General features: G+C 31.9%; 29 protein-coding genes and 3 tRNA genes. 24 read left to right on the forward strand and 8 right to left on the reverse strand.

Translation table 11 applies throughout. From position 1 onward, the window contains the following. Nucleotides 1-118: 118 nt before the first annotated feature. Nucleotides 119-529 (reverse strand): 4Fe-4S binding protein, encoded by a 411-nt coding sequence (locus AAGV33_RS09925; RefSeq protein ID WP_373391835.1) that lies wholly within the window; start codon nt 527-529, stop codon nt 119-121. 76 nt (nt 530-605) lie between these two features. On the opposite strand from AAGV33_RS09925, the gene AAGV33_RS09930 reads away from it, so the two are divergent. The 6 genes from AAGV33_RS09930 to AAGV33_RS09955 all read left to right on the forward strand — a co-directional run bounded on the left by AAGV33_RS09930 (nt 606) and on the right by AAGV33_RS09955 (nt 5,586). Beyond that, the gene (locus tag AAGV33_RS09930; protein WP_373391836.1) at nt 606-1,664 is read left to right on the forward strand and encodes an acyl-CoA reductase; all 1,059 of its coding nucleotides are present in this window, start codon (nt 606-608) and stop codon (nt 1,662-1,664) included. A gap of 93 nt (nt 1,665-1,757) precedes the next feature. Then, nucleotides 1,758-2,828 (forward strand): 3-phosphoserine/phosphohydroxythreonine transaminase, encoded by a 1,071-nt coding sequence (serC, locus tag AAGV33_RS09935; protein ID WP_373391837.1) that lies wholly within the window; start codon nt 1,758-1,760, stop codon nt 2,826-2,828. 249 nt (nt 2,829-3,077) lie between these two features. Then, a complete protein-coding gene (locus AAGV33_RS09940) occupies nt 3,078-4,028 on the forward strand; it encodes a D-2-hydroxyacid dehydrogenase (protein ID WP_373391838.1) in 951 nt (316 codons plus the stop codon). Nucleotides 4,029-4,123: 95 nt separating this feature from the next. After that, complete coding sequence (locus AAGV33_RS09945; RefSeq protein ID WP_373391840.1) at nt 4,124-4,681, forward strand: hypothetical protein; 558 nt, start codon at nt 4,124-4,126, stop codon at nt 4,679-4,681. A gap of 117 nt (nt 4,682-4,798) precedes the next feature. After that, nucleotides 4,799-5,236, forward strand: coding sequence for a DUF6146 family protein (locus AAGV33_RS09950; protein ID WP_373391841.1), 438 nt, complete (start codon nt 4,799-4,801; stop codon nt 5,234-5,236). 32 nt (nt 5,237-5,268) lie between these two features. Beyond that, nucleotides 5,269-5,586 carry a DUF6787 family protein gene (locus AAGV33_RS09955; protein WP_373391843.1) on the forward strand — a complete coding sequence of 106 codons (318 nt, stop codon included), beginning with the start codon at nt 5,269-5,271 and terminating at the stop codon, nt 5,584-5,586. 1 nt (nt 5,587) lies between these two features. Here the strand turns inward: AAGV33_RS09955 and AAGV33_RS09960 are convergent, their stop codons facing one another. Together AAGV33_RS09960 and msrA are read right to left on the reverse strand one after the other, a co-directional pair. Continuing rightward, on the reverse strand, nt 5,588-5,854 hold the full coding sequence (locus AAGV33_RS09960; protein WP_373391844.1) for a hypothetical protein: 267 nt from the start codon (nt 5,852-5,854) through the stop codon (nt 5,588-5,590). Nucleotides 5,855-5,879: 25 nt separating this feature from the next. After that, nucleotides 5,880-6,431 carry a peptide-methionine (S)-S-oxide reductase MsrA gene (gene msrA, locus AAGV33_RS09965; RefSeq protein ID WP_373391845.1) on the reverse strand — a complete coding sequence of 184 codons (552 nt, stop codon included), beginning with the start codon at nt 6,429-6,431 and terminating at the stop codon, nt 5,880-5,882. 158 nt (nt 6,432-6,589) lie between these two features. On the opposite strand from msrA, the gene AAGV33_RS09970 reads away from it, so the two are divergent. The 9 genes from AAGV33_RS09970 (at nt 6,590) to AAGV33_RS10010 (ending at nt 15,719) form a co-directional block, all read left to right on the forward strand. Further along, nucleotides 6,590-7,279, forward strand: a complete 690-nt coding sequence (locus AAGV33_RS09970) for an ABC transporter ATP-binding protein (protein ID WP_373391846.1) — start codon at nt 6,590-6,592, stop codon at nt 7,277-7,279. 91 nt (nt 7,280-7,370) lie between these two features. Next, on the forward strand, nt 7,371-8,135 hold the full coding sequence (locus AAGV33_RS09975) for a TIGR02757 family protein (RefSeq protein ID WP_373391848.1): 765 nt from the start codon (nt 7,371-7,373) through the stop codon (nt 8,133-8,135). A gap of 177 nt (nt 8,136-8,312) precedes the next feature. Further along, entirely contained in the window at nt 8,313-8,681 is a 369-nt protein-coding gene (locus tag AAGV33_RS09980) for a response regulator transcription factor (RefSeq protein WP_373391849.1), read from the forward strand. 18 nt (nt 8,682-8,699) lie between these two features. Beyond that, a complete protein-coding gene (locus AAGV33_RS09985; protein ID WP_373391850.1) occupies nt 8,700-9,803 on the forward strand; it encodes a hypothetical protein in 1,104 nt (367 codons plus the stop codon). Between the two features lie 2 nt (nt 9,804-9,805). Further along, nucleotides 9,806-11,236, forward strand: a complete 1,431-nt coding sequence (locus AAGV33_RS09990) for a glycosyltransferase family 2 protein (RefSeq protein WP_373391851.1) — start codon at nt 9,806-9,808, stop codon at nt 11,234-11,236. Nucleotides 11,237-11,286: 50 nt separating this feature from the next. Then, entirely contained in the window at nt 11,287-12,552 is a 1,266-nt protein-coding gene (locus AAGV33_RS09995; RefSeq protein ID WP_373391852.1) for a YaiO family outer membrane beta-barrel protein, read from the forward strand. A 170-nt stretch (nt 12,553-12,722) separates the two neighbouring features. After that, the gene (locus AAGV33_RS10000; protein WP_373391854.1) at nt 12,723-13,124 is read left to right on the forward strand and encodes a diacylglycerol kinase; all 402 of its coding nucleotides are present in this window, start codon (nt 12,723-12,725) and stop codon (nt 13,122-13,124) included. 7 nt (nt 13,125-13,131) lie between these two features. Further along, a complete protein-coding gene (locus AAGV33_RS10005) occupies nt 13,132-14,235 on the forward strand; it encodes a hypothetical protein (RefSeq protein ID WP_373391855.1) in 1,104 nt (367 codons plus the stop codon). A gap of 134 nt (nt 14,236-14,369) precedes the next feature. Then, nucleotides 14,370-15,719 (forward strand): DEAD/DEAH box helicase, encoded by a 1,350-nt coding sequence (locus AAGV33_RS10010; protein ID WP_373391856.1) that lies wholly within the window; start codon nt 14,370-14,372, stop codon nt 15,717-15,719. Nucleotides 15,720-15,768: 49 nt separating this feature from the next. On the opposite strand, the gene AAGV33_RS10015 is transcribed toward AAGV33_RS10010, so the two are convergent. The 3 genes from AAGV33_RS10015 to AAGV33_RS10025 form a co-directional block, all read right to left on the reverse strand. Further along, on the reverse strand, nt 15,769-16,308 hold the full coding sequence (locus AAGV33_RS10015; protein WP_373391857.1) for a redoxin domain-containing protein: 540 nt from the start codon (nt 16,306-16,308) through the stop codon (nt 15,769-15,771). A gap of 68 nt (nt 16,309-16,376) precedes the next feature. After that, the gene (locus AAGV33_RS10020; protein ID WP_373391858.1) at nt 16,377-16,952 is read right to left on the reverse strand and encodes a Crp/Fnr family transcriptional regulator; all 576 of its coding nucleotides are present in this window, start codon (nt 16,950-16,952) and stop codon (nt 16,377-16,379) included. Nucleotides 16,953-16,991: 39 nt separating this feature from the next. Continuing rightward, a complete protein-coding gene (locus tag AAGV33_RS10025) occupies nt 16,992-18,104 on the reverse strand; it encodes a lactonase family protein (RefSeq protein ID WP_373391859.1) in 1,113 nt (370 codons plus the stop codon). A gap of 181 nt (nt 18,105-18,285) precedes the next feature. Here AAGV33_RS10025 and AAGV33_RS10030 point away from each other — a divergent pair, with 181 nt between their 5' ends. The 4 genes from AAGV33_RS10030 (at nt 18,286) to AAGV33_RS10045 (ending at nt 22,556) form a co-directional block, all read left to right on the forward strand. Next, nucleotides 18,286-20,214, forward strand: a complete 1,929-nt coding sequence (locus tag AAGV33_RS10030) for a vWA domain-containing protein (protein WP_373391860.1) — start codon at nt 18,286-18,288, stop codon at nt 20,212-20,214. A gap of 15 nt (nt 20,215-20,229) precedes the next feature. Beyond that, nucleotides 20,230-21,483, forward strand: a complete 1,254-nt coding sequence (locus AAGV33_RS10035; RefSeq protein ID WP_373391861.1) for a dihydroorotase — start codon at nt 20,230-20,232, stop codon at nt 21,481-21,483. A 3-nt stretch (nt 21,484-21,486) separates the two neighbouring features. Further along, nucleotides 21,487-21,810 carry a hypothetical protein gene (locus AAGV33_RS10040; protein WP_373391862.1) on the forward strand — a complete coding sequence of 108 codons (324 nt, stop codon included), beginning with the start codon at nt 21,487-21,489 and terminating at the stop codon, nt 21,808-21,810. 98 nt (nt 21,811-21,908) lie between these two features. Next, nucleotides 21,909-22,556, forward strand: coding sequence for an alpha/beta hydrolase (locus AAGV33_RS10045; RefSeq protein WP_373391863.1), 648 nt, complete (start codon nt 21,909-21,911; stop codon nt 22,554-22,556). Between the two features lie 79 nt (nt 22,557-22,635). Here AAGV33_RS10045 and AAGV33_RS10050 read toward each other — a convergent pair whose 3' ends face one another. Next, nucleotides 22,636-23,610 carry an FKBP-type peptidyl-prolyl cis-trans isomerase gene (locus tag AAGV33_RS10050; protein ID WP_373391865.1) on the reverse strand — a complete coding sequence of 325 codons (975 nt, stop codon included), beginning with the start codon at nt 23,608-23,610 and terminating at the stop codon, nt 22,636-22,638. 78 nt (nt 23,611-23,688) lie between these two features. Here AAGV33_RS10050 and AAGV33_RS10055 point away from each other — a divergent pair, with 78 nt between their 5' ends. Both AAGV33_RS10055 and AAGV33_RS10060 read left to right on the forward strand, forming a co-directional pair. Beyond that, nucleotides 23,689-24,075, forward strand: coding sequence for an RNA-binding S4 domain-containing protein (locus AAGV33_RS10055; protein WP_373391866.1), 387 nt, complete (start codon nt 23,689-23,691; stop codon nt 24,073-24,075). A 133-nt stretch (nt 24,076-24,208) separates the two neighbouring features. After that, nucleotides 24,209-24,709: a phosphoribosyltransferase family protein gene (locus AAGV33_RS10060; protein ID WP_373391868.1), complete on the forward strand. Its 501-nt coding sequence runs from the start codon at nt 24,209-24,211 to the stop codon at nt 24,707-24,709. Here the strand turns inward: AAGV33_RS10060 and AAGV33_RS10065 are convergent. After that, nucleotides 24,701-25,219 carry a shikimate kinase gene (locus AAGV33_RS10065; protein ID WP_373391870.1) on the reverse strand — a complete coding sequence of 173 codons (519 nt, stop codon included), beginning with the start codon at nt 25,217-25,219 and terminating at the stop codon, nt 24,701-24,703. The genes AAGV33_RS10060 and AAGV33_RS10065 overlap by 9 nt on opposite strands. Before the next feature lie 126 nt (nt 25,220-25,345). Between AAGV33_RS10065 and AAGV33_RS10070 the strand changes: the two genes are divergently transcribed. From AAGV33_RS10070 to AAGV33_RS10080, 3 genes are all read left to right on the forward strand, one after another. Then, nucleotides 25,346-25,418, forward strand: a tRNA-Lys gene (locus AAGV33_RS10070). A 37-nt stretch (nt 25,419-25,455) separates the two neighbouring features. Further along, nucleotides 25,456-25,528, forward strand: a tRNA-Lys gene (locus AAGV33_RS10075). 41 nt (nt 25,529-25,569) lie between these two features. Next, a tRNA-Leu gene (locus tag AAGV33_RS10080) sits at nt 25,570-25,652 on the forward strand. Nucleotides 25,653-25,821: the final 169 nt, after the last annotated feature.

The raw sequence follows: 25,821 nt of genomic DNA on the forward strand, positions 1-25,821 counted from the left end.
GCACTTTCAGTGCAGAGTGGTTTAGTCAAGCTTTCTTGTTTTTCATTTTTTCCAATTAGGACAAAAAAAATCCTAAACTATTGCTTAGGATTTTTAAAATTTTAATTCAAATATATTCTTATTCGTTGTGCAAGAAAGATTGTCTGTTTAACAAAGTTTCTTCATCCTCAACATGATTATCATCTGGAATACAACAATCTACAGGACATACAGCAGCACATTGAGGCTCATCATGAAACCCTTTACACTCTGTACATTTTCCTGGCACAATATAATATACTTCATCAGAAATTGGAGTTTGAGCTTCTTCAGCATCCACTTCAGTTCCATCAGGAAGAATTACAGTTCCACTTAATTTTGTACCATCTTTATATCTCCAATCGTCAGCACCTTCATAGATTGCTGTATTTGGGCATTCTGGTTCACATGCACCACAGTTGATACATTCGTCTGTTATGATAATTGCCATTTTGTTCTGTGTTTGTGTTTTTAAAGTAAAAATCTTGATCGTCAAAAAAACATTTGACATAAGACTTTTGACTTTCGATTTATTAAATCTTACTTTTGTGCAAAATTACAATCAAAACATTTCATAAACAAACATTATGACATTAGAAAACAAAAAAAATATTTTTATAGAATTAGGAAAGTTTTTGAGCCAATTTTCCGAAGCCGAAAACCTCCAAAAAGAAGGTGTTTTAGGCAATGCTATTTTTTTTGATTCTTTTGTTGATTTGATTCAACTTTCTCAATCGCACAATGGCTGGTACACTCCTGAACAAGTGCATTATGCTATTCAATCTTGGGCAGAAGCCTTAACCGAAGAAAACCTAAATGAATGGTTATCGAAATACAATTTTGACAACGTACAACCTAAAAAAATTGCACTGATATTAGCTGGAAATATTCCATTAGTCGGTTTTCATGATTTTCTGTCTGTTTTAATAACAGGACATGATGTTTTAATTAAAACTTCATCAAACGACCAACATTTGCTTCCTTTTCTTGCAAAATACCTAATTCATATTGCTCCAGAGTTAGAAAACAAGATTACTTTTAGCGAAGGGAAATTAGAAAATTTTGATGCTGTAATTGCTACTGGAAGCAACAACACAGCCCGTTATTTTGAATATTATTTTAAAGACAAGCCTTCTATTATTCGAAAAAGCCGAAATTCTATTGCTGTTTTAAACGGCGAAGAAAGCAAAGAACAATTAATTGCTTTAGGCGAAGATATTTTTAGGTATTTCGGTTTAGGATGCCGCAATGTTTCTAAACTTTTTGTTCCAAAAGGATATACATTTGATTCCTTTTTTGAAGCTATATTCGAATACCAGAATGTGATTCATTATGAAAAGTACGCTAATAATTATGATTACAATAAGGCGGTTTTCCTGATGAGTAACTTTAAATTACTAGACAATGGTTTTCTAACTATAAAAGAAGACAGCAGCCATGCTTCTCCAATTTCTAGTGTCTTTTACGAATATTATGAAAACCTTTCAGATTTAGAAAAAAAACTAGAAGCTGAAGCCGACAATATCCAATGTATTGTGAGCAATAATTTAATAAAAAACAGTGTTTCATTTGGACAGACGCAACAGCCTAAATTATGGGATTATGCGGATAATATTGATACTATATCGTTTTTGTTAATAACATAGAAAAAAATTTAATAATTATTATGAATAATTTAATGCTTATTCAACTCCTATTACCGAAATTTGCATTTTAATTTTTTGGACTTAAACTACACCATGAAAAAACACAACTACAGCGCAGGACCATCTATCTTACCACAAGAAGTTTTTGAAAAATCAGCACAAGCTATTTTAGACTTCAATAATTCAGGATTATCAATTTTAGAGATTTCACACCGTAGCAAAGACTTTGTTGCAGTAATGGACGAAGCTAGAGCTTTGGCTCTTGAGTTGCTAGGATTAGAAGGAAAAGGATACCAAGCTCTTTTTCTTGGAGGTGGAGCAAGCCTTGAATTTTTGATGGTTCCTTATAACTTGATGAAAGAAGGTGGAAAAGCAGCTTATTTAGATTCAGGAACCTGGGCTACTGCAGCTATTAAAGAAGCAAAACTTTTTGGAGAAACAGTTATTGTAGCTTCTTCAAAAGATGACAATTATACTTATGTACCAAAAGGATACGAAATTCCTGCTGATGCAGATTATTTCCACTGTACTTCTAACAATACTATTTTTGGTACTCAAATGAAATCATTTCCTCAAACTAATGTTCCATTAGTATGCGATATGAGTTCGGATATTTTCTCTAGACAATTGGATTTTTCTCAATTTGATATTATTTATGCTGGTGCTCAAAAAAATATGGGACCTGCAGGAGCTACATTAGTAGTTATTAAAGAAGAAATCATCGGTAAAAACGGTCGTGCTATTCCAAGTATGTTGGATTATGCCAAACACGTTAAGGCGGATAGTATGTTCAACACTCCTCCTGTTTTCCCTGTGTACGCGTCTCTATTGACATTGAGATGGATCAAGGAAAAAGGCGGAATTGCAGCGGTTGAAAAACTAAACAACGCTAAAGCAGCATTGCTTTACAACGAAATTGACAGAAACCCATTATTTAAAGGAGCTGCTGTTGAGGAAGATCGTTCTAATATGAATGTTACTTTCTTATTGACTAATCCTGAGCACACTGAAACATTTGACAAAATGTGGAAAGAGGCTGGAATTTCTGGTTTACCAGGACACCGTTCTGTAGGTGGTTACAGAGCATCTATCTATAACTCTATGCCAATTGAAAGCGTACAAGTTTTAGTAGATACGATGCAAGCTTTGGAAAAAGCAGTTTAAATCCCCCTAAACCCCGAAGGGGAACTATATAGATTATGGATTTTGTATAACCTAAATAGGTTGGGATTTGGAATTTCAGTATTGGAATTTTATTTTAAAATGCTAGCAGAGGCTCTAGCCCCGATAGAAGTGGAAATCCTTGTGGAGGCAGGCATCTACGCCGACACAAGATTGAAACGGATAGCGGGAAATAGCTTCTAAACCATTCAATTAATTTGAGGATAAAACCTCGTAATGTAATAAAAAAACATGAAAGTATTAGCAAACGACGGGATTTCAAAAAGTGGAATCTTAGCTTTAGAAAAAGGTGGTTTTGAAGTAATCACTACAAAAGTTGCTCAAGAACAAGTAGCGAACTACATTAACGAAAATAACGTAAGCGTTATTCTTGTTCGTAGTGCGACTAAAGTTCGTAAGGACATTATTGATGCTTGTCCGGGCATTAAAATCATCGGTCGTGGTGGTGTAGGTATGGATAATATTGATGTGGATTATGCTAAAAGCAAAGGAATTCACGTAATCAATACTCCTGCTTCTTCATCAGAATCTGTAGCTGAATTAGTTTTTGCTCATTTATTATCTGGTGTTCGTTTCTTGCATGATTCTAACAGAAACATGCCTTTAGAAGGAGACACTAAGTTTAATGACTTGAAAAAAGCTTACGGTAACGGTACTGAATTAAGAGGAAAAACTTTAGGTATTGTAGGTATTGGTCGTATTGGTCAGGCTACTGCTAAAATGGCTCTTGGTTTAGGTATGAAAGTGATTGCTGCTGATAGTTTTATTCCTTCAGTAGATGTTAAAGTAGAATTCTTTGACGGACAATCAGTAACTACTACTATCGTTCCTCAATCATTAGAATCTTTATTTCAAGAAGCTGATTTCATTACATTACACGTTCCTGCTCAAAACGGTTACATTGTAACTGAAAAAGAGTTTGCTACTATGAAAGACGGTGTAGGTATTGTAAACTGTGCACGTGGTGGAGTTATTAACGAAGTAGATTTAGTTAAAGCTTTAGACAGCGGAAAAGTTGCTTTTGCAGGATTAGATGTTTTCGAAAACGAACCAACTCCAGCTACACAACTTTTAATGCACCCAAATATCTCTTTGACTCCACACATTGGAGCTGCAACAGGAGAAGCGCAAGACAGAATTGGAACTGAATTAGCATCACAAATTATTAGTTTGTTAAGCTAAATAAAGTTTATATAATAAAAAAAAGGACTCATGGCAAATAGCTAATGAGTCCTTTTTTTATTAAATTTGGTAACCAATCATATAAAACAAATCTCATGTTAGCACAATTATCACAATTAGTACAGGAATTTGGTGCAGATGCAGTTGTAAAAAACGAGGCAATTCCAAACGAAAAAAATGAGGCAGTTCTAAAAGAAACCAGCAATTCTATTTTTTCAAGTTTACAAAAAATAGCAACTCAAGCTGATTTATCTCAAATAGCAGGCATTTTACAAGGCAAGGATATTGATAAAAACAACCCAACAGTAAAAGAAATTACAAATCAAGTATCTAATTCTTTAACCGAAAAGCTAGGAATCAATTCAGCAACAGCTACCAGTGCTGTAACAGCAATGATTCCGCAAATTTTAGGTTCTTTAATAACAAAAGCTAATGATCCAAAAGATAATAGTTTAAACCTTTCTGATATCCTTAGTTCTTTAACTGGTGGCGATAGTCCAGAAAATGCTGGAATCATGGAAGCTATTTCTACTTACGGAATTCATTTTGGACTGGATCAAAATGCAGATGGAAAAGTAGATCTTGATGATGCTATTGAACTCACTAAAAAAGGTGGATTAGGCGGTATGCTGGGGAAACTTTTTGGAAAATAAAAACAAAAAACTATTTTATCGCTAATGCCATTTATTGAAAAGATAAATGGCATTTTTTTTGCAAAAACATAAAATCAGCTATTTAATCCGTAATTTTAAGTCAAACTAACTCTTGCCATGAAAAATAACCTGTATATATTAACATTAATTCTAGGTCTCATTTTAATTAGTTGCACTACTCAAAAAGCAACTATTGTAAAAGACAAAACTCTAAATTCAACCAGCAGTGACACTATCAAAATTGTCAATGAAGAAGTAGAATATGAAGTAATTATTATTGATCCTGGTTTTTCTACCTGGCTCAATTCCATGGCGCATCCAAGAGGTTTTTACACCCAAAGTTATCTGGAAACTAAAAACCAATTTTACATCAACGAATGGAATAATCGTTTTTTACAACCGCAACGTTTCAGCAGAGATTTATATGAAATGAGTATTGATTATAATCCAAATATTAATTACGGATATGAAGTAAATTATTTGATATACAACTACATGATTTATTTTCAAAATAATTACCGTCAAAGACTTTTTGGTCGTGTTCCTCTGAGATAATCTTGTTATATTTGTTATCATCAAAAGTGAACATGGAGAAATTAAAAAGACGTTGGGGAATAACTTCTAATTATGATTTAGTAATTATTTTTATAGTTTTTGCTATAAATGGTTCTTTGTCCGCCAGAATCTCTAGTTTTCTAATGAATCTTTTAAATATAAATAGAGAAAACACACATTGGTCTCTTTACTATTTTATCTTAATTGTTTTGGTACTTCCGCTATACCCTTTCTTGTTAATGTTTATTGGTTATCTTTTTGGTCAATCAAAGTTCTTTTTCCCATTTTCTAAAAAAATGCTTCGAAGAATAGGATTGGGATTTGTATTTAAAGAACAAAAAACTAAATAATTTAATTTCCTTTTTTTATAATATAATAATAAATCCAGGTTAGTGTAAAGGACGGAATAATATCCGTCAGAGGAAAAAGTTCTTCAACAAACGCAATAATTCCTCCTATTTTCCCTATGGTTCCTTTATACATTCTGGTCATTAGAAAACCAGCTACTGGAGCCCAAACTACATCTGAAAATTCGCCTAAAAAAGGAATCGTAAACGATAGCATTCCGATGCCATCGAAAATAATTCCTAACAAAAGCTTTTTGTAGCGATTTTCCATTCTTGATATTTGTTAACGTATAAAACTACTCTTGTTTTAACTTATCCTTGAAATAGGTTCTAACTTTATTAATTTTAGGAGTAATTACTAAAGAACAATAGCCTTGCGATTTGTTTTGATTGTAATAATTTTTATGATAATCTTCAGCTTCATAAAAAGTAGAAGCGGCAGAAACTTTGGTAACAATTGGTTTTTCAAAAACAGCTTCTTGCGTTAAAAAACTAATAAAATCTTCCGAAATTTCTCGTTGTTGATCATTATGGTAGAAAATTTCACTTCGATATTGTGTACCTACATCATTTCCCTGACGGTTTAAAGTAGTAGGATCATGAGTTGCAAAAAACAATTCTAATAATTCTCCAAAAGAAATTACCGCTGGATCAAAACTAATTTGAATAGCTTCGGCATGACCTGTATCGCCTTGACAAATTTCTTTATATGTAGGATTCACCGTGTTTCCTCCTATATAACCAGAAACAACACTTTGCACTCCTTTTAATTCTAAAAAAACCGCCTCGGTACACCAAAAACATCCACCAGCAAATGTTGCTACTTCTATCATTTCTTCTTTTTTCATAATATTTTTTTTAAACCGTTTTTACCACTACAAAAACCATTCTTTAAAGAACAGTAGCTATTTCTATTAACTCAAATTTATGCTTTTTAGTCTAAAAATATGCTTTTTCTGATTTTATAATCATTAAAATCTTTGTTTCTTTGTAAAAACTGCTCACCATGATACAAGCCAAAAACTTACATAAATATTACGACCAACTTCATGTTTTAAAAGGAGTAGATTTACACATCCAAAAAGGAGAAATTGTATCTATTGTAGGTGCTTCTGGAGCAGGGAAAACAACACTTTTACAAATTTTAGGCACATTAGACAGTCCGAATACCCCCGCCCCTAAAGGGGAAGTAAATCTTAAAAACGGAATTGAACTTCGAATCAATAATGAAGACATTTTGTCTATGAATGACAAAAATTTATCTAAATTCAGAAATCTAAATTTAGGTTTCATTTTTCAATTCCATCAGTTATTACCTGAATTCACTGCGCTTGAAAATGTATGTATTCCAGCATTTATAGCTAATAAATCAAAAAAAGAAACCGAAGAGGAAGCTATAAAATTATTAACTTATCTTGGTCTTTCTCATCGAATTAATCATAAACCCAACGAACTTTCTGGTGGTGAACAACAACGTGTGGCGGTTGCCAGAGCTTTAATTAACAAACCAGCCGTCATTTTTGCCGACGAACCTTCAGGGAATTTGGATACTGCTTCGGCAGAAAACTTACACCAATTATTTTTTAAATTAAGAGATGAATTTGGACAAACTTTTGTTATTGTAACTCATAATGAAGAATTAGCCAATATGGCTGATAGAAAACTGGTAATGGTTGATGGACAAATTAGCTCTTAAAAGAGACTAAGTTGCTAAGATTCTAATAAGCCAACAGTTTTTTTAAAAATTTAGAATCTTAATATCGTAGCATTTTCGAATTTCAACAAATATGACTCAATCCGAACTCAAAGATTTTCTTGACGAAAAAGTATTGCAATACAACACACTTGATTTTATAGAAAGTGATCCTGTGCAAATTCCACATTTGTTCACACAAAAAGAAGACATTGAAATTGCTGGTTTTTTGAGTGCTACTATCGCTTGGGGCAACCGAAAAATGATTATCAAAAACAGCCATCGCATGATGGAATTAATGGGAAACACTCCTTATGATTTTGTGATGTCGCATTCTGATGAAGATTTGGTACGGTTAGAAACTTTTGTACATCGTACTTTTAATGGTCAGGATTTCATTGGCTTCATTAAAAGTTTACAAAACATCTATAAAAATCATGATGGTTTAGAAGCCCTTTTTGCTAAACATCAAGAAACAAATTCGATGCAAAAAAGCATTTCTGAATTTAAAAAAACCTTTTTTGATATTCCACATTTAGCCCGAACACAAAAGCACATTTCAGATCCATTGAATAATTCGGCGGCTAAGAGAATCAACATGTACTTGCGATGGATGTGTCGCCAAGATAATAAAGGAGTCGATTTAGGGATTTGGAAAACTATTCCTCCTGCTTTTCTTTCTTGTCCGTTAGATGTTCATTCGGGAAATGTAGCTCGAAAATTAGGCTTACTGACTCGCAAGCAAAATGACGGAAAGGCGCTTTTCGAATTGGATTCTAAACTTAGAGAATTTGATTCCACTGATCCTGTAAAATATGATTTTGCTCTTTTTGGGCTAGGAGTATTTGAAGGCTTCTAATTATTCTCACATTAAAAGAAAACAAAATATTTATCCTGTAATACTTTTATCCAAAATTAACACAAAAAGTGCATTTTATCGACTTTTTTAAGCACTTAATCGATGTTATTGAATTTATTCATTACTTTTATCTTGTAAAGTACCCTAAATTACAAAAATTAATAACCTACAAGAAAAATGAATCTTTCAAAAAAAATTGTTCTGGCTGAGGATAACACTATCCTTTCAAAATTGCTACAATTCAAATTAGAAAAAGAAGGTTATCAACTCTTAATAGCTACCAATGGTAAAGAGGCCGTTGATCTAATTGAAGAGAACAAGCCCGACATGATTCTTACTGATATTATGATGCCTTTCATTAGTGGACTTGAAGTTATCAGCCATGTTAGAAACAAGTTAGAAATGAAAACTCCTATTGTTGTATTTTCTTCTGCAGGTCAGGAAGAAATGGTTTTAAGTGCTTTTAATTTGGGTGCCACCGATTTTATGAGCAAACCTTTTAGTCCTAACGAATTAATTATTCGTATCAAAAGGTTGTTGCAGTAAAGCTATAAAACAACTGTTATGTTAGAATTACTTCAAAATAGTATTGAAGCATTAAATAATTCTCATCCAATTATCCAATTGTGTGTTTATATGTCGTTGCTTTTTACAGCAATAATATTACTATTGGTTATTTATTTAAAAAATCTTAGAGACCGTTTAAGAATAAAAGGACGTATAGAAGCTACTTATAAAAAGAAATACGAATCTGATCTTATAGAATATTTATATGGAGGCGATGATAAAAACATCACTGAAGAGCAACAAAAAATTGTACATTATTTAAAAAAATCTGCTGAAAACAGACTAAAAAGAAAACTTATAATAGCCACTTTTTTAAAATTGAAAAATGAAATTTCAGGAGAAACTGCCGATGCGATTCAGAATTTATATTACCAAACCGGACTTATTAATTCAGCCACTTCTAAACTAAAAAGTAAAAAGTGGGACAGCGTAGCTCGCGCTATTAAAGAGCTAACATTATTTGAAATTAAAGAAGCTCATGACGAAATTATTCAACTAATTAATCATCCTAAAAAAGAAGTTCGTAATGAAATTCAAAAATACTTAGTCAAATTATTCCGTTTTGATGGACTTAAGTTTTTAAACGTTTTAGAAAATCCACTGTCAGAATGGGATCAAATTCAATTATTAGAAATTTTAAACAAATTCAATAATCTAGAAGTTCCAGACATGAATAATTGGTTGCGTTCTACAAACAATTCGGTTATTTCCTTTACACTAAAATTAGCCAAAATATACAATCAATTTAGTGTTAAAGATGAAGTTATGGATCTTTTTAATCATCCAAATATCGAAATTAGAATCGAAGCCATTAATGCTGTTGTTCCTTTAGGAATTTATGAAGCAGTTGCCATTTTAAAAGAAGATTATTTTACCAGAAGTTTAGACGAGCAAATTGCTTTTTTTAAAATGATGGAAGAAATGGCAATGCCTGATGATATTCCGTTTATTCGAGAACATATAGAACACGAAAATTTTTTCATTCGGATTTCAGTAATGAAAACCATGAACCTTATTACTGTTGATGATGATAATACTTTTAAAGTCAACACCACGCTTCCTGATTTTACACTTGATAATGATTTAATTATAGCCAGTTAATTATGACTCTAAATTTACCAGAACAACTTATCAACTTTTTTGATTATATCTTTTTTGGTTTTGCCATAGCTGCTATATTGTCTTATATTATTTTGGCAATAATATCTTCTTTCGAAATGGTAGATTATATGAAGAAAAATAGTTTTGTAAATTATACCGAGATATTATCTTCCTCTATTTCTCCTTCTATTTCTATTATTGCTCCAGCATACAATGAAAGTTTGAATATTGTAGAAAACGTACGTTCCTTGCTTTCTAATCATTATGTAAACTACGATGTAATTATAATAAACGATGGCAGTAAAGACGATACTTTAGAAAAACTGATTACTGCTTATGATTTGATAAAAGTAGATTATTTAATTAACAACCAAATTGCAACCCAACCATTAAGAAAAGGTGTTTTTAAATCTACTAATCCTGCTTTTGAGAAATTAATTGTAGTGGATAAGGAAAATGGAGGAAAAGCCGATGCACTAAATTTAGGCTTAAATATTAGCACTAATAAATATGTTGCCTGTATTGATGTTGACTGTTTATTACTCGAAGATTCATTGCAAAAAATGATAAAACCTTTCCTGGAAACCACAGACCATAAAGTAATTGCTGCTGGTGGGGTAATTAGAATTGCAAATTCTTGTATCATAAAAGACGGAAAATTACTTGATGTCAATTTTCCAAAAAACAGTATTGTAAGAGGACAAATTTTAGAATATATAAGAGCTTTTCTATTGGGTCGAATGGCATGGAGTAAACTCAATGGATTGTTAGTTATCTCAGGAGCTTTTGGTTTATTTGATAAAAAAATTGCCCTTGAAGTAGGCGGTTACGACACTAAAACAGTAGGCGAAGACATGGAAATCATAGTACGAATGAGACGCCACATGGAAGAACAAAAAATAAAATACAAGGTAGCTTTTATTCCTGATCCTCTTTGCTGGACAGAAGCTCCTGACAATTATAAAATACTTATTTCACAAAGAAACCGATGGACTCGCGGTACAATTGAAACACTTAAAAAACACAGAAAAATTGGATTTAACCCTAAATACAATTCATTAGGAATACTTAGTTATCCGTATTGGTTTTTCTTCGAAAGATTAGCTCCTATCTTAGAAGTTCTAGGTCTACTCTATTTTTCATTACTTGTTGTGACAAATAATGTAGTTTGGGAATATGCCATAGTATTTCTTATTTTAGCCTATCTTTTTACCGTATTATTTTCTATCATTACCATCATAACTGAAGAATTAACGTACCACCAATACACTAAAAGAGGGATGGGATTACAGCTTATAAAAACTGCTTTTACAGAGCCTATATTGAATCATCCTTTTATTTTGTATGCGGCAATAAAAGGAAATTTTGATTATTATTTTAACAAAAAAATCAAATGGGGCGAGATGACCCGAAAAGGGATGAGTAATAATTAAAAAATGAACATCAATAATAGCCATACATCAACTCAAAAAGAATTAAAATAATGATAAGCAAATCCATTATCAAATTAACAATACTATTTACATTGACTTGCTTCTTTCAAATGCAAGGACAAGTCTTACCCTACAATGGAGATCCGGATGTTTCATTTGAAACCGCGCGAAAACTGGCTTTTAATGAGCAAAGAAAACAAGCACAAGACACCTTAGTAAATATCTTAAAAAAATATCCTGACTATCATGATATTCGTAGTTTTCTAGGATCAACTTATGCCTGGGACGGCGATTACAAAAAAGCCCGAAAAGAGTTTGCTTACGTTATTGAAAAAGCACCTGAAAACATAGAAAACTGGATTGCCGCCATTAAAAATGAATCTTGGAGTGGCGCAAATTATGATGCTTTAGAAATGTCTAAAACAGCTTTGAAAATTTTCCCAAACAATCCCGAAATTACTTTATTAAAAGCCACCGCATTAAAAAACACTAATAATCCAATTGAAGCACAAAGTACAGTCAAAGAAATTATTAAAAAACACCCAGAAAACCAAGAAGCTAAAGATTTTTTAAAAAGCGATGAAAATACACTACGAACAAATACTATTGGAGTAAGAACGGCTGTAGATTTATATTCTGAAGTATTTGATCCCATGCAATATCATACATTGAGTTATGGTAAAAAAACAAAATACGGAAGCATTATTGGTAAACTGAACTTCAACCGTCGTTTTAATGAAAATGGAACTCAGGTAGAAATCGATATGTATCCTAAAATTACAAAAGGATTATATGCTTATGTAAATGTAGGTTTTGCCAATACTTTTCTGTTTCCTGATTTAAGATATGGCGCTGAATTATACAAATCATTACCACATAGTTTAGAAATTTCTGCTGGATTTAGAACACTTCAATACAGCAAAACAACAAATATTTACACCGGATCTATTGGTTGGTACACAGGAAACAGTTATTGGTCTTTACGTCCTTATTTTACTCCTAACGACGAAGGAGTAAGCACTTCAGCAGCATTGAATTATAGAAAATACCGTCAAAACGCCGATAATTATATCAGCCTTTTGTTCAGTACGGGAGTTTCTCCAGAGGTTAACCAATTTATATTTGATACCAATGACGCATCCATTATCAATTTAAAAACACAACGTTTAAATATCGGCTATTTCTTTACAACAGCTAAAGAAAAAAATGCTTGGGGAGCACAATTTGAGATTGCGCATCAGGAAATAATTTTTAATCCTGATAATTATTTCTGGATTTATTCATTTATCCTTTCTTGGGATTTAAAATTCAAGTAAAATTATGTTCTAAACCTTTTAGATGTAATTTTATCTATTTTTTTTTATTGTCCATAGTCTTTTATAATTGATTGAAAAAAAAATTTTATTCAACAGACTAGGAATTAAAAATATTGTAGGATCATGATAAATAACAGACAATCATTCCTTTTTTTTAATAGAAATTAACAATGGAACACAAAATAAAAAATAAAGTTGAAGAACCTTTCTCTTTTAAAAAACGGTTAGAGAGTTTTAGGTACGCATTTAAGGGTTTTGTTTGGTTGTTTCGTTTTGAACACAATTCCAGAATTCATCTTTTTTCATTAATCGCAGTAACAATAGCTGGTTTTTTCTTTCAAATATCCAAAGAAGAATGGGCTTTATTATTTATTGTTTGCGGATTTGTGTTTGCTGCTGAAGCCTTTAACTCTTCGATTGAGTTTTTAGCAGATGAAGTATCGTTAGAAAAACGAGATAAAATAGGAAAATCAAAAGATCTTGCCGCCACTGGCGTGCTTATTGCTGCTTTTACTGCCTTAATTATAGGCTTAATTATATTTGTACCAAAAATAATAAGTCTTCTAAATTAATATGGTAATGAAGAATCAAAATCCAATTAAATCAATAATCTTATTCTTATATCTTTGGTTGTGTATTGGATTTCCTTTGGGATTATGGGTATTATTAGCCGGACCTTCAAAATGGCTGGCTGAATATGCTCATTCAACAAATATGGAATTATCTAAAGAAAATATTTTAGGAAAGCTGATTATCATCGTTTATATAATTGTTGCTTTCTTATTAACACTTCTCTTCCATAGATTTTTAAAACGTTCAAAAAACAAAACCTTAAAATGGTTTTTATTAGGAACAGCAACGCTGATTCTAATAACTTCATTCTACATTTTTAGTTTTAATCCCCAATGGCTAATAAGCTATTCTGGTAGAAATTCAACAAAAAACAAAGTTGATAAAAATCAACATTTGGAATTTGTTTATGGTTCCTATCCAGATGAAGAAAGGATAAAATGGCTTAAGGAAGAAGGCTATGACGGTATCATTTCATTGCTACACAAAAAGGTAATTCCAGCAGAACCCGCTTTGATGAATGAAGAAAATAAACTTGCAAAAAAATATGGTATTAAGATCATTAATTTACCAATGATGCCATGGGTATCTGAAAATGGAAAAACACTCCAAAGTGCAAAAAAGTTTATTCAAAATGAAAAAGGACTTTATTATGTGCATTGCTATCTTGGGCGTGACAGGATAAATATTTTTAAATCCGCCGTTAAAAAATTCGGAGTCATAACAAAGTTAGAAAAAAACACAACTATTCGTAAAATAGAAGAATTACCTACCTGGACAAGAGGAGATTATTTTAAACTGGAAGAAGGCGTTTACTTAACACCATACCCAACTGATGATGAATTTATGATGTTTGTTCTCAACGGTTATTTCAAAACAGTAGTTTCGCTGCTCGACAATAATGTAACGGATAACCAGCAGTGGATTGTAAAAGAGAAAAAAATCCTTTCCGATTATTCAATGAATTATATTCATTTTCCACTTAGTTCCTCTTTAAATAAAAAGGATTTGGTTGCATTAAAAAAGGTAATTAATTCCAACGAAAAACCGATACTTTTACATAGTTTTCTAACAAAAGATGCAGTATCAAAATTTATCATCAGTAATTATTAAAAAAGCTGTGGAATAACAAATTGTCCATTGAATGTAACGCTGATTATAAAAAAAACGAATATATAGAACTCCAAATAACAAGTCTTATTATCATTAGTTTGAAATAACGTACCTTTGCACAAAATATACGTTTTATGGCTACTTTCGAGCAATTCAATCTTCCTAAATCATTACAAAAAGCAATCGATGAATTAGGGATTACTACCCCAACTCCCATTCAGGAGAAATCTTTTTCTGTAATTATGTCTGGAAGAGATATGATGGGAATTGCACAAACAGGTACAGGTAAAACCTTTGCCTACTTATTACCTCTATTAAAACAATACAAATTTAGCATTACACATACCCCGAAAATTGTCGTTTTAGTTCCTACCAGAGAACTTGTAGTTCAGGTTGTAGAAGAAATAGAGAAACTAACTCAGTTTATGTCTATTAGAACTATCGGAATCTTTGGAGGCGTAAACATCAATACTCAAAAAAAATCGGTTTATGAAGGTTCAGACATTCTTGTAGGAACTCCAGGTAGAACAATGGATTTAGCCCTAGACAATGTGGTTCGTTTTGAAGACATGCAAAAGTTAGTCATTGACGAATTTGACGAAATGTTGAACTTAGGTTTTAGAGTTCAGCTTACGGCCTTGTTAGCAATGATGCCTAAAAAACGTCAGAATATTTTATTTTCGGCTACGATGACCGATGAAGTTGATGCTATTTTGAACGATTATTTCGATTATCCAGAAGAAGTAACTTTGGCAGCATCCGGAACTCCATTAGAAAAAATCAAACAAATTACTTATAACGTTCCTAATTTCAACACCAAAGTCAATTTGCTAAAACATTTATTAGCAACCAACGAAGACATGAGTCGGGTTTTGATTTTTGTCAATAATAAAAAGATTTCCGATATGCTTCATGAGTCTATCGAAGAAGATTTTGAAGGGCAATTTGGTGTAATACACTCTAATAAATCTCAAAATTACCGTTTGAATACAATGGCTTCGTTTCAGGAAGGAGCACTTCGTGGTTTGATTACCACGGATATTATGGCCAGAGGTTTGGATATTTCGAATATTACTCATGTTGTCAATTTTGAAATGCCCGAAGAACCAGAATTGTACATGCACCGTATTGGTCGTACGGGTCGTGCCGATGCTACGGGTACAGCTATTAGTTTTGTTACTCCAAGAGAAGAAGAATCAAAAGTTGAGATTGAAGTGCTAATGAATACCGAATTAGCAATTGAAGATTTCCCTGAAGAAGTGGAGATTTCTATAAAATTAATTGGACCTGAAAAAGACAGACAGCCTATTAAGATTTTAATGAAAAAACCAAAATTGACAGGAGATGGAGCTTTTCAAGAAAAAAGTAAAAAGAACAAAAAAGTCAATTTGGGTGGACCTGGTGTAACCAAGAAAAAAACGCATGGCTCTGTTAATAGAAACATGCTAAAAAAACAAGCTGCTAAAAAGAAGAAAAAGAAATAACTAGTAAAAAAAAGCCTAAAGATGAAGTTCATGTTTAGGCTTTTTTGCATCAAACACTTTTAAATATTTTTTCTAAAGAAAGATGATCAATAATACTATTTCCATAATGAGCCATTAGAATAGTTTTATCCTCATTTATAATAAAATCAGCAGGAATTTGATTGATTGTCCCCTCTATTCTCCCCATAATTTCAAATCCTTTTTTAAAAGCTTCTTTTAAATTTAGAATTGTTTTTAATGAGAATGTATTTATAGTATGCAACCAAGATGGATGCACTCCATATAATTCATACAATTCCCGATTTATATCTGCAATTATTGTAAAATTAAAAGCATGTCTATCATAAATACTCGCTTTCAAACTTTCTGCTGAAGATTCGAAAACAGTAATTAATTTTAAGTTATGTTTTTCAAAATTCTCTTTTTGCTGCATAATTTTAGCTATTTGCAAATTACACATTGGACATTCTGCATATCTAAAAAAACTTAAAACAATTTTTTTATTCTCTATATTATTAAAATCTATTGTGTTTCCAAAAATGTCTTTTACAATAAACAAAGGTGCTTTTTGTCCTTGAGCTAATTTCATAATTTATGATGTTTATATTTCACAATCACAAATTTGAAATAAAAAGAAGAAACTCTTCTTGATTCAAATCAAGAAATTTTAGCTCTAATCCTACTTAATGTTTCGGGTTTCATCATCAAATAAGAAGCAATCAATTTTAACGGAATTCTATTCAGTAAATGACCACTCCTACTCATAAAAACGGCATATCGTTCTTGAGGTTTTAGCGTTAATAATTCGACCTGACGTTGTATATGTCCTGTGAGAGTGATTTCCAACATAGATTGATACCATAAAGCAATTTCAGAATTTCGATGAATCAATTGCATTAAATCTGTTTTATTAACTGCCACAAGCTCTGTATCCAAAACAGCTTCAATACTAATGGAAGATGGTTTTCCTTCAATGAAAGTCTGGAAACAGGTAATCAGTGAATTTTCATAAGCAAAACCCATGGTTATTTGTTCCCCATTTTTATCTATCACAAACAATCGAACACAACCTTCTTTTACAAAATACAAATTAGACTCGAGTTGATTAAAATCCAACAATAATTCTTTGACCTTAATTATTTTATGTTTTTTCCAAACTTCTAATAATTGATCAACAGAATTATCCCCCAATTTATTTGAATGTTTCAAAAACTGATTTAATGCTAGATTCATTATTCCTTTTTTAATTTAAATAATAAAGTTTTAATGGCTTTATACTTTAGTAAAAACCAAACAAACAGGAGAGCACAAATAAATTCTTTTTCCTGTATCAGTTAATTCCCCTGTTGTCTTATCTCTTTTAAAAATGACTACATCATTCGAATATTGATGAGCAACCAAAAGAAAATTCCCCGAAGGATCAATCGCAAAATTTCGTGGCCCTTGACCCAATGTACTCGTTTGTCCTAATGACTCCAACTTACCATTCTTTTTAATTTTAAAAATAGAAATAGTATTCGCTTCTCCTCTATTCGAAGCATATAAAAATTTCCCGTCAGGCGAGATATGAATATCAGCTGAACTAAAAGTTCCCTTGAAACCTTTTGCCAAAATAGTGGTTTCGCCTATTTTCTTTAATTTCCCATCTAAATAATTAAATGTAGTCAAACTGCCATCTAATTCTTGCAATAAATAAACCTTTTTTCCGTCCTTACTGAAGGTTAAATGTCTTGGACCACTACCTGATTTCACAGCAATACTATCCAAAATTCGCAAAGGTTCATTTGTTGAATTGGAATCATAATGATAAGAATACACCTTGTCGTTTCCTAAATCATTAGCTAAAACAAACTTTTTATCCGGTGAAAAATAAACCATGTGAACATGTGGTTTCTCTTGTCTTTCTACATTTATTCCTTTACCAAAATGCTGAATTACCTGTTTAGCTTCTGTTATACTTCCATCTTCATTCTTTCCAAAAACAGCAATATTTCCTCCAGAATAATTAGCAACAATAACATTTTTTTCGTCATTAATAATATAACAAGGATCTGCTCCTTTAGAATCTTGCTGATTCATGAGGTTTATTACGCCACTTTTTGCATCAAATTTAAAAGAACTTACTGAACTATTAGCACCATTTTCATTAACAGCATATACAAATTGATTGTCATTAGAAACCGTTAAATAACTAGGACTAACAACCGAAGAAGAAGCATTTTTAAAATTAAATTCAGCAGTATCAATGTCAAAATCATAGACATAAATACCTTTGCTTTCGCAACTGTTAGTATAAGTTCCAATAAGTAAATTCAATTTATTTTCCTGAGCTTGAACCCGAATACAAAACAACAACACACATGCAATTAGAAGACCTTTTTTCATTTTCTTATTTTTATAATTGCTAAAATACATATTAATCTACAACGAATAATAGAATGGAAATTCGATTTAAAAAATTAATCTGTTTAAATCTATATAATCCTAAGTTAAAAAATCTCAGAAGCTAAAAGCTAAGTGCATAGTTTTAACTATTTTTGAATACTAAATAAAACCAAAAACAAGAATGCAATTCAAACATCCCGAAATTTTATACTTTCTGTTCTTATTGATTGTACCTATTTTGGTTCATTTGTTTCAATTTCGCCGATTTAAAAAAGAATATTTTACCAATGTTCGGTTTTTAAAATCATTAACTATTCAAACCAGAAAAAGTTCGAAACTTAAAAAATGGTTATTACTTTCTTGTCGTTTATTGTTGCTTACATTTATTATTTTGGCTTTCACCCAACCTTTTTTTGAAGCCAAAGACAACAAGAATAGTTCTAATGAAATGTATATTGTTCTTGACAATTCTTTTAGCATGCAAGCAAAAGGGAAAAAAGGCGAATTACTAAAAAGAGCCGTACAGGAATTACTGGAAGCAACTCCCGAAGACAAAAATTTTTCTCTGTTAACCAATACCGAAAGTTATTGGAATACTGATATCAAATCAATTAGAAGTACGTTACAAAATTTAAAATACAGTGCCATTCCGTTTGAATTAGATCATGTATTAGCCCAAATAAATGCGCATCCTACAAATGCAAAAAAAGACATTGTCATTATTACTGATGCTATTGGAATTGACCAAAAACAACTCAAAAATATTTCTAAAAATGATGTGAGTTATTTTATAATTCCAAAATCGGAACAAAAAAACAATGTTGCCATCGACAGCGTTTTTATCAACGAAACAACAAATGATTTCTATGATATTAATGTGAACTTATCCCGTTTTGGAGACGATCTAAAATCCATTTCGTTAGCTATTTACAATAAAAACAAACTGGTTGCAAAAACAGTTTCCAACATAGAAAGCACGAAAAAAACATTGCATTTTAGTATTCCTAAGCAAGAATTTCAAGGCTACGTTTCCATTTCTGACAATAGTTTGAGTTATGACAACACCTACTATTTTAGTATTTCAAAAGTCAAAAAAACCAATATTATTAGCATTGGTGAAAGTGCCAAAAGTCAATTTCTACAACGCATTTACACTGCTGACGAATTCAATTACAGCAATACCGAATTAACTGCTTTAAACTACAATAACCTTGAAAAACAAGATGGAATTGTTTTGAACGAATTAGACGAAATTCCGCAAGCATTACAAATTACCTTAAAAGATTTTGTTCAAAAAGGCGGAAATCTTATTGTAATTCCATCGGCTAAAAGTTCAATTGCCACAATAAATTCTTTTTTGAGGAATTTTGGAAACATCCAATTCAAATCCTATGAAAGTGTAGAAAAATTAATTACAAAAATCAATTTCAATCATCCACTGTTTACTGGCGTTTTTGAAAACAAGATTACTAATTTCCAATATCCTTCTACCAAAGCTTCTTTTGCCGTTTCAAGTTCTAATCCTGCGGCATTATTTTATGATGATCAAAGTGCTTTTTTATCGGCTATGATTACACCTGTTTCGGCAGTTTATCTGTTTTCTGCACCTATCAATACCGAAAATTCTAACTTTCAACAATCGCCATTAATTGTTCCTGTTTTTTATAAAATGGCTCAGTTTAATCAAAATAATGGCGTAAATGCACTGACTATTGGTAATTCAAATCCGTTTATTGTAGATGCTTCGCTTTCGAAAGATGGAATTTTAGAAGTTAAAAATTCGAACGAAAATTTCATTCCTATTCAGCAAATTATGAATGCTAAAGTGAAGATGACTTTTAACGATTTGCCTTTAGAAGCAGGGAATTTCGAAATTTACAATCAAAAACAATGGGTAGAAAACATTAGTTTTAACTACAATAGAACTGAAAGCAATCTAAACCCGTTGGACAACAACTTGCTATCCGAATACAACACCGCCGATTCTATTGAAAGTGTTTTTCATGATATACAAACCGACCGAATGGATAATCAACTTTGGAAATGGTTTGTTATCTTTGCACTGCTCTTCCTACTATGCGAAATGGCTATTATAAAATTCCTGAAATAAAAACTTGCTCTTTATATGAAACTAATCATCCGAAACGCCAAAATTATCGACCCTCAAAGTCCTTTTCATAACCAAACGGTAGATATTTTAATAGTAGATGGATTCATTGAAAAAATTGGAAATTCATTAGCCAATTCAGACAATGCAGAAGAAATAAAACTAGACAATCTTCATATTTCTCAAGGTTGGTTTGACAGCAGTGTTTCTCTTGGAGAACCTGGTTTTGAAGACCGTGAAACTATTGCCAATGGACTCGCTGTTGCTGCAAAAAGTGGCTTCACAGGTATTGCTTTACAACCGAATTCTTTTCCTGTAATTGACAATCAATCTCAAATTAATTTTGTAAAAAGCAAAGCCAATTCGAGTGCTACTGAGATTTTCCCTATTGGTGCTTTAACAAAAAATGCAGAAGGAAAAGACATGGCAGAATTGTTTGACATGAAACAAGCGGGTGCGATTGCTTTTGGCGATTACAATAAAAGTTTAGACAATGCTAATTTGCTTAAAATTGCCTTGCAATACACTCAGGATTTTGATGGTTTAGTGATTACTTTTGCCCAGGATGAAAAAATAAAAGGAAATGGTGTTGCTAATGAAGGCGTTGTTTCTACCCGATTAGGACTGAAAGGAATTCCGAATTTAGCCGAAGAATTACAAATAGCACGCAACTTATTCTTACTCGAATATACAGGTGGAAAAATGCACATTCCTACTATTTCTACAGCAAAATCGGTCGCTTTAATCAAAGAAGCAAAAGCCAAAGGATTGCAGGTAAGTTGCAGTGTGAGCGTACATCATCTAACATTGACCGATGAAAAATTAGATAATTTTGATACAAGATATAAAGTTGCTCCGCCATTAAGAACCGAAGAAGACAGACAGGCTTTATTAGCCGGAATTCTGGACAATACCATCGACATGATTACCAGCGACCATAATCCAATGGATATTGAACACAAAAAGATGGAATTTGATATGGCAAAAAATGGAACTATTGGTTTAGAAAGTGCTTTTGGCGCTTTGATGAACGTATTGCCTTTAGAAAAAATAATCGAAAAATTAACTTCTGGAAAAGCGGTTTTCAACATTGAAAGTTCCTCAATAAAAGAAGGTTCGAAAGCCAATATCAGCTTATTCAATCCTGAAGTTGAAAACACTTTTACTAAAACAGCTATTTTATCAAAATCTAAAAACTCAGCCTTTTTAGGAATGAAATTAAAAGGAAAAGCATACGGAATTGTAAATCAAGGAAAACTAATCTTAGCATAAAACATGAATACAATTGAAGAAGGAAAAACAGCAGCAATAACCAGTTATATTTTAGGAATTGGTGTTTTTATTGCAATGTCTATGAATGCCGAAGACAAGAATCCTTACGCCTCTTTTCACATTCGTCAAGGACTAGGGATTACGTTAACATTTATTTCTCTGGGCTTAATTATCAGTAATTTTGATAGTATGATGATATCGGCTCCGATGTGGATATGTGTTTCAGTACTTTGGTCTTATGGTATTTTTAGTGCTATAAAAGGGGAAACAAGACCAATTCCACTTGTTGGTAATTTATATCAAAAATGGTTTAAAAGCATCTCTTGATTTTTAAAAATCCAAATCTAAAATTCCAAATTCCAAACTGATCACTAATCCCGAAATTTCGGGATTGATTACTGACTACTAAAAACGGAACACTAACTATGAATCTATCCTTAGAATACCTCATCAGAGAACCCAAAATAAAATTAGACAAAAATCCTTTATTGCTATTATTACACGGTTATGGCAGCAATGAAGCCGACTTATTCTCTTTTGCATCTGAATTACCCGAAGAATATTATGTTATTTCGGCTCGTGCTCCTTATGATTTACAATACGGAAGTTATGCCTGGTATGCAATTAATTTTGATGCCAATGAAAACAAATTTTCAGATCACGAACAAGCCAAATTATCAAGAGATTTAATCGCTCAATTTATTGAAGAATTGGTTGCCAATTACCCAATTGATAAAGAACAAATTACTTTATTAGGCTTTAGCCAAGGTGCTATTTTGAGTCAAGCGATTGCATTATCACATCCTGATAAAGTGCAAAAAGTTATTGCCTTGAGCGGGTATATCAGCGAACCTATATTTGAAGAAAATTATAAAAATAATGACTTTTCAAATTTAAAAATATTTGCTACACACGGAACAGTAGATCAGGTAATTCCAGTAGAATGGGCACGAAAAACCAAATCTTTTTTAACTAATTTAGGAATTGAATCGGTTTATAATGAATATCCAATAGGTCACGGAGTTTCTCCTCAGGTTTTTAATGATTTTAAAAATTGGTTAATTCAGAAATAAAAAATTTCCACAAAAAAAATCCCGTCTCGTTTTTTAGAACCAGACGGGATTTTTTTATTTACATAAGACCTTTTCTAGTCTAGTGACAACTAGGATCTAAATGTTTTCTCTTTCTACCTGAAGTTGTTGTATCTCCACTACAATCCGGAATAGTTGCAAAAGGAGTTACAACTCCATTTACTGTTATTTCCGATCTTGTAGTAAAACCATCGCCATCATCATCAATATCTAAATAATCAGGAACTCCATCTTTATCAGAATCATCAGGATTTGGATCACCACCAGGTAATGTTCTCACATAACCATCACCGTTAATATCTTCAAGATAAGAAGGAATTCCATCATTATCCTGATCATATCTCCTTAACTCATACAATTTAAAACTAAAGATTATAGGAGTATACGCTGGTATCGAACTATTTCCAGTATAATATCCTAATCCAGAAGGCAAGAACATTACTCCTGCTCCAAAATCATTATAAACTAATGTTCCATCATTGTTTCCTGATTCATCATAAGTTCCTGTTCTAAACTGCGGAAACACTTGCCTCCAGCCTTCTACAAACACTCCATTAGCTCCAGTACCATCTAAGTTCCATAATCCTTGTGGATCAAAAGATTGACCAAAAACGGTTTCATTAAGCAATGTTCCTTTATATGTAGCAAATATACCATCGACATCACAAGGTTTTTCTCCTACACCTTCTCTTAAAACTAAATAATAAAGTTTATATGTAATTTCATGTAACTTGATAGTTCTTGTTAACAACTTTGGAAAAGTAGGGCTATTTAAATAAGACATTAAAGGGGCTTGATTTCCTCCCTCTGGAATCTTAGTCATTTTAATATCCTGATCTTCTAGTTTTCCTGGAGCATCCGTTATTTCTTCTATGTAATAATTGTTTAAATATTTTTCAATACTATCATTATCTTTTGCAAATTGTTCCCCAAAATCTCTAAGAGGCACTTCTTCAATTGAGTTATCGTCTTTCGAACATGAAAATAAAGAGAGGCATGTAATTATTAAAATAAAATAATACTTAAATTTGTTCATTATAGCTGAATTTTAAGTGCGCAAGATACAATATTGATTTATTTTTGTAAACTATTTAACTCTGATTTTACAAATTTTATGCGAATAGATAAATATTTATGGTGTGTCCGATATTACAAGACTCGAAATATGGTAACCGAAGCCTGCAAAAAAAATCATGTCACAGTAAACGGCATAGTAGCCAAGCCATCTAAGGAAGTTTTTCCAACGGATAAAATCACTTTTAGAAAAGATCAAATCACACAAATTATTACGGTATTAGACATTCCCGAAAATCGTGTGGGTGCTAAACTAGTTGATATCTATAGGAGAAATGACACTCCTGCGGAAGTGTATCAGCATTTGGAATTATTAAAATTATCCAAAGAGCATTATCGAAAAAATGGAACGGGACGACCAACCAAAAAAGACCGAAGAGATATTGATGAATTTGGAAACGAAATTCACGAAGACGAAGAAGATTAAATTTCAATTTTTAAATCCCAAATTCCAAAACTTCGAGATAAAAAACTAAAGTTATACATATGTTTTAAAATTGGAAGTGGGTATTTTTTATATTGGAATTTAAATTTAGTTACATTAGTAAAAAAAATAAATCATGAGCAAAAACATTATATTAACAGATCAGGAAATCAAACACAAAACAAAAAGAATTGCTTACCAAATCTACGAAACCTTTATAGACGAAGAAGAAGTTGTTCTTGCTGGAATTGCTACAAATGGTTATGTATTTGCTGAAAAAATTGCTCAGGAATTAGAAACCATTTCAAGTTTAAAAATTATTTTATGCGAAGTTTACATAGACAAACAAAATCCAAAACTTAGCATAAAAACCTCTATCACTTCTGAAGAGTATGCAAATAAAGGTTTGATTCTTATTGATGATGTCTTAAATTCAGGCACAACCTTAATTTATGCGGTAAAACATTTTTTGGATGTGCCATTAAAAAAATTCAAAACAGCTGTCTTAGTAGACCGCAATCATAAAAAATATCCTGTAAAAGCTGATTTTAAAGGAATTTCTCTTTCTACTTCTTTGTTAGAGCATGTACAAGTAGAATTTGACCAAGACAACAACAGTTATGCCTGGTTAAGCTAAAATTACCAAAATATCTTCTACAGTCTGCTCAATCGTTTTTTGATCTACAGCAACAATATGCTGCGCTTGATTGTAATAATAACTTCTTTCAAATAAATGGGTAGCAATAAACTCTTTCATCTCGACATCATCTTTGTTTGCTATGAGGGGTCTATTGCTCTTATTTAACGACAATCTATCCACTAAGGTCTCTATAGATGCTTTTAAGTAAATAGACAATACATCTTCTCCTTTTAATAACTCATGGTTATTCGCATAACAAGGAGTTCCTCCACCTAGACCGATTATAATTGGATTGGTAAAATTCAATAATTCTACAAAACATTCATGTTCTAGCTTTCTAAAATGGATTTCACCCTTTTCAGCAAATATCGTTTTGATAGTCATTTTTACCTTTTTTTCGATAAATTCGTCCAAATCGATAAAAGGAATTTCAATTTTTTTTGATAGTTCTTTGGCAATAGTTGACTTTCCGCAACCCATGTAACCTAACAGTATAATTTTCTTCATAGAATAAAACCCTATAAATTAAGGTGTTAAAATTTATTATTAAAAAAAGACAAATTTATAATAAAAATGCTTGGAAAACTTAAAATAAAGTCCTTATATTTGCACCCGCATTCAAGGAAAGAATATGACTCGATAGCTCAGTTGGTAGAGCACATCACTTTTAATGATGGGGTCCTGGGTTCGAGCCCCAGTCGGGTCACAAATTGTGATTTTAAAACATACTTTACTTGAGCATTGACTCGATAGCTCAGTTGGTAGAGCACATCACTTTTAATGATGGGGTCCTGGGTTCGAGCCCCAGTCGGGTCACAAAAGGTTAAGTAATTTTTACTTAACCTTTTTTACTTTTAGGCCATGTGGAGAAACGGTAGACTCGCCATCTTGAGGGGGTGGTGCTCGCAAGGGCGTGAGGGTTCAAATCCCTCCATGGTCACATTCTCAATTTTAAAACCTCTTATCACAAGGGGTTTTTCTTTTTACTCCCAAAAAATTAAACGACACTCCACAAGACAGCTAAACGTTAAGATCAAATAAAACTATTATTTTTTATTTATATTTAATCTAAATAAATTGCGATAAAAAAGATTTAAAAAGTATATTTG

Source organism: Flavobacterium magnesitis, assembly GCF_041729735.1.
Taxonomy (GTDB): domain Bacteria; phylum Bacteroidota; class Bacteroidia; order Flavobacteriales; family Flavobacteriaceae; genus Flavobacterium; species Flavobacterium magnesitis.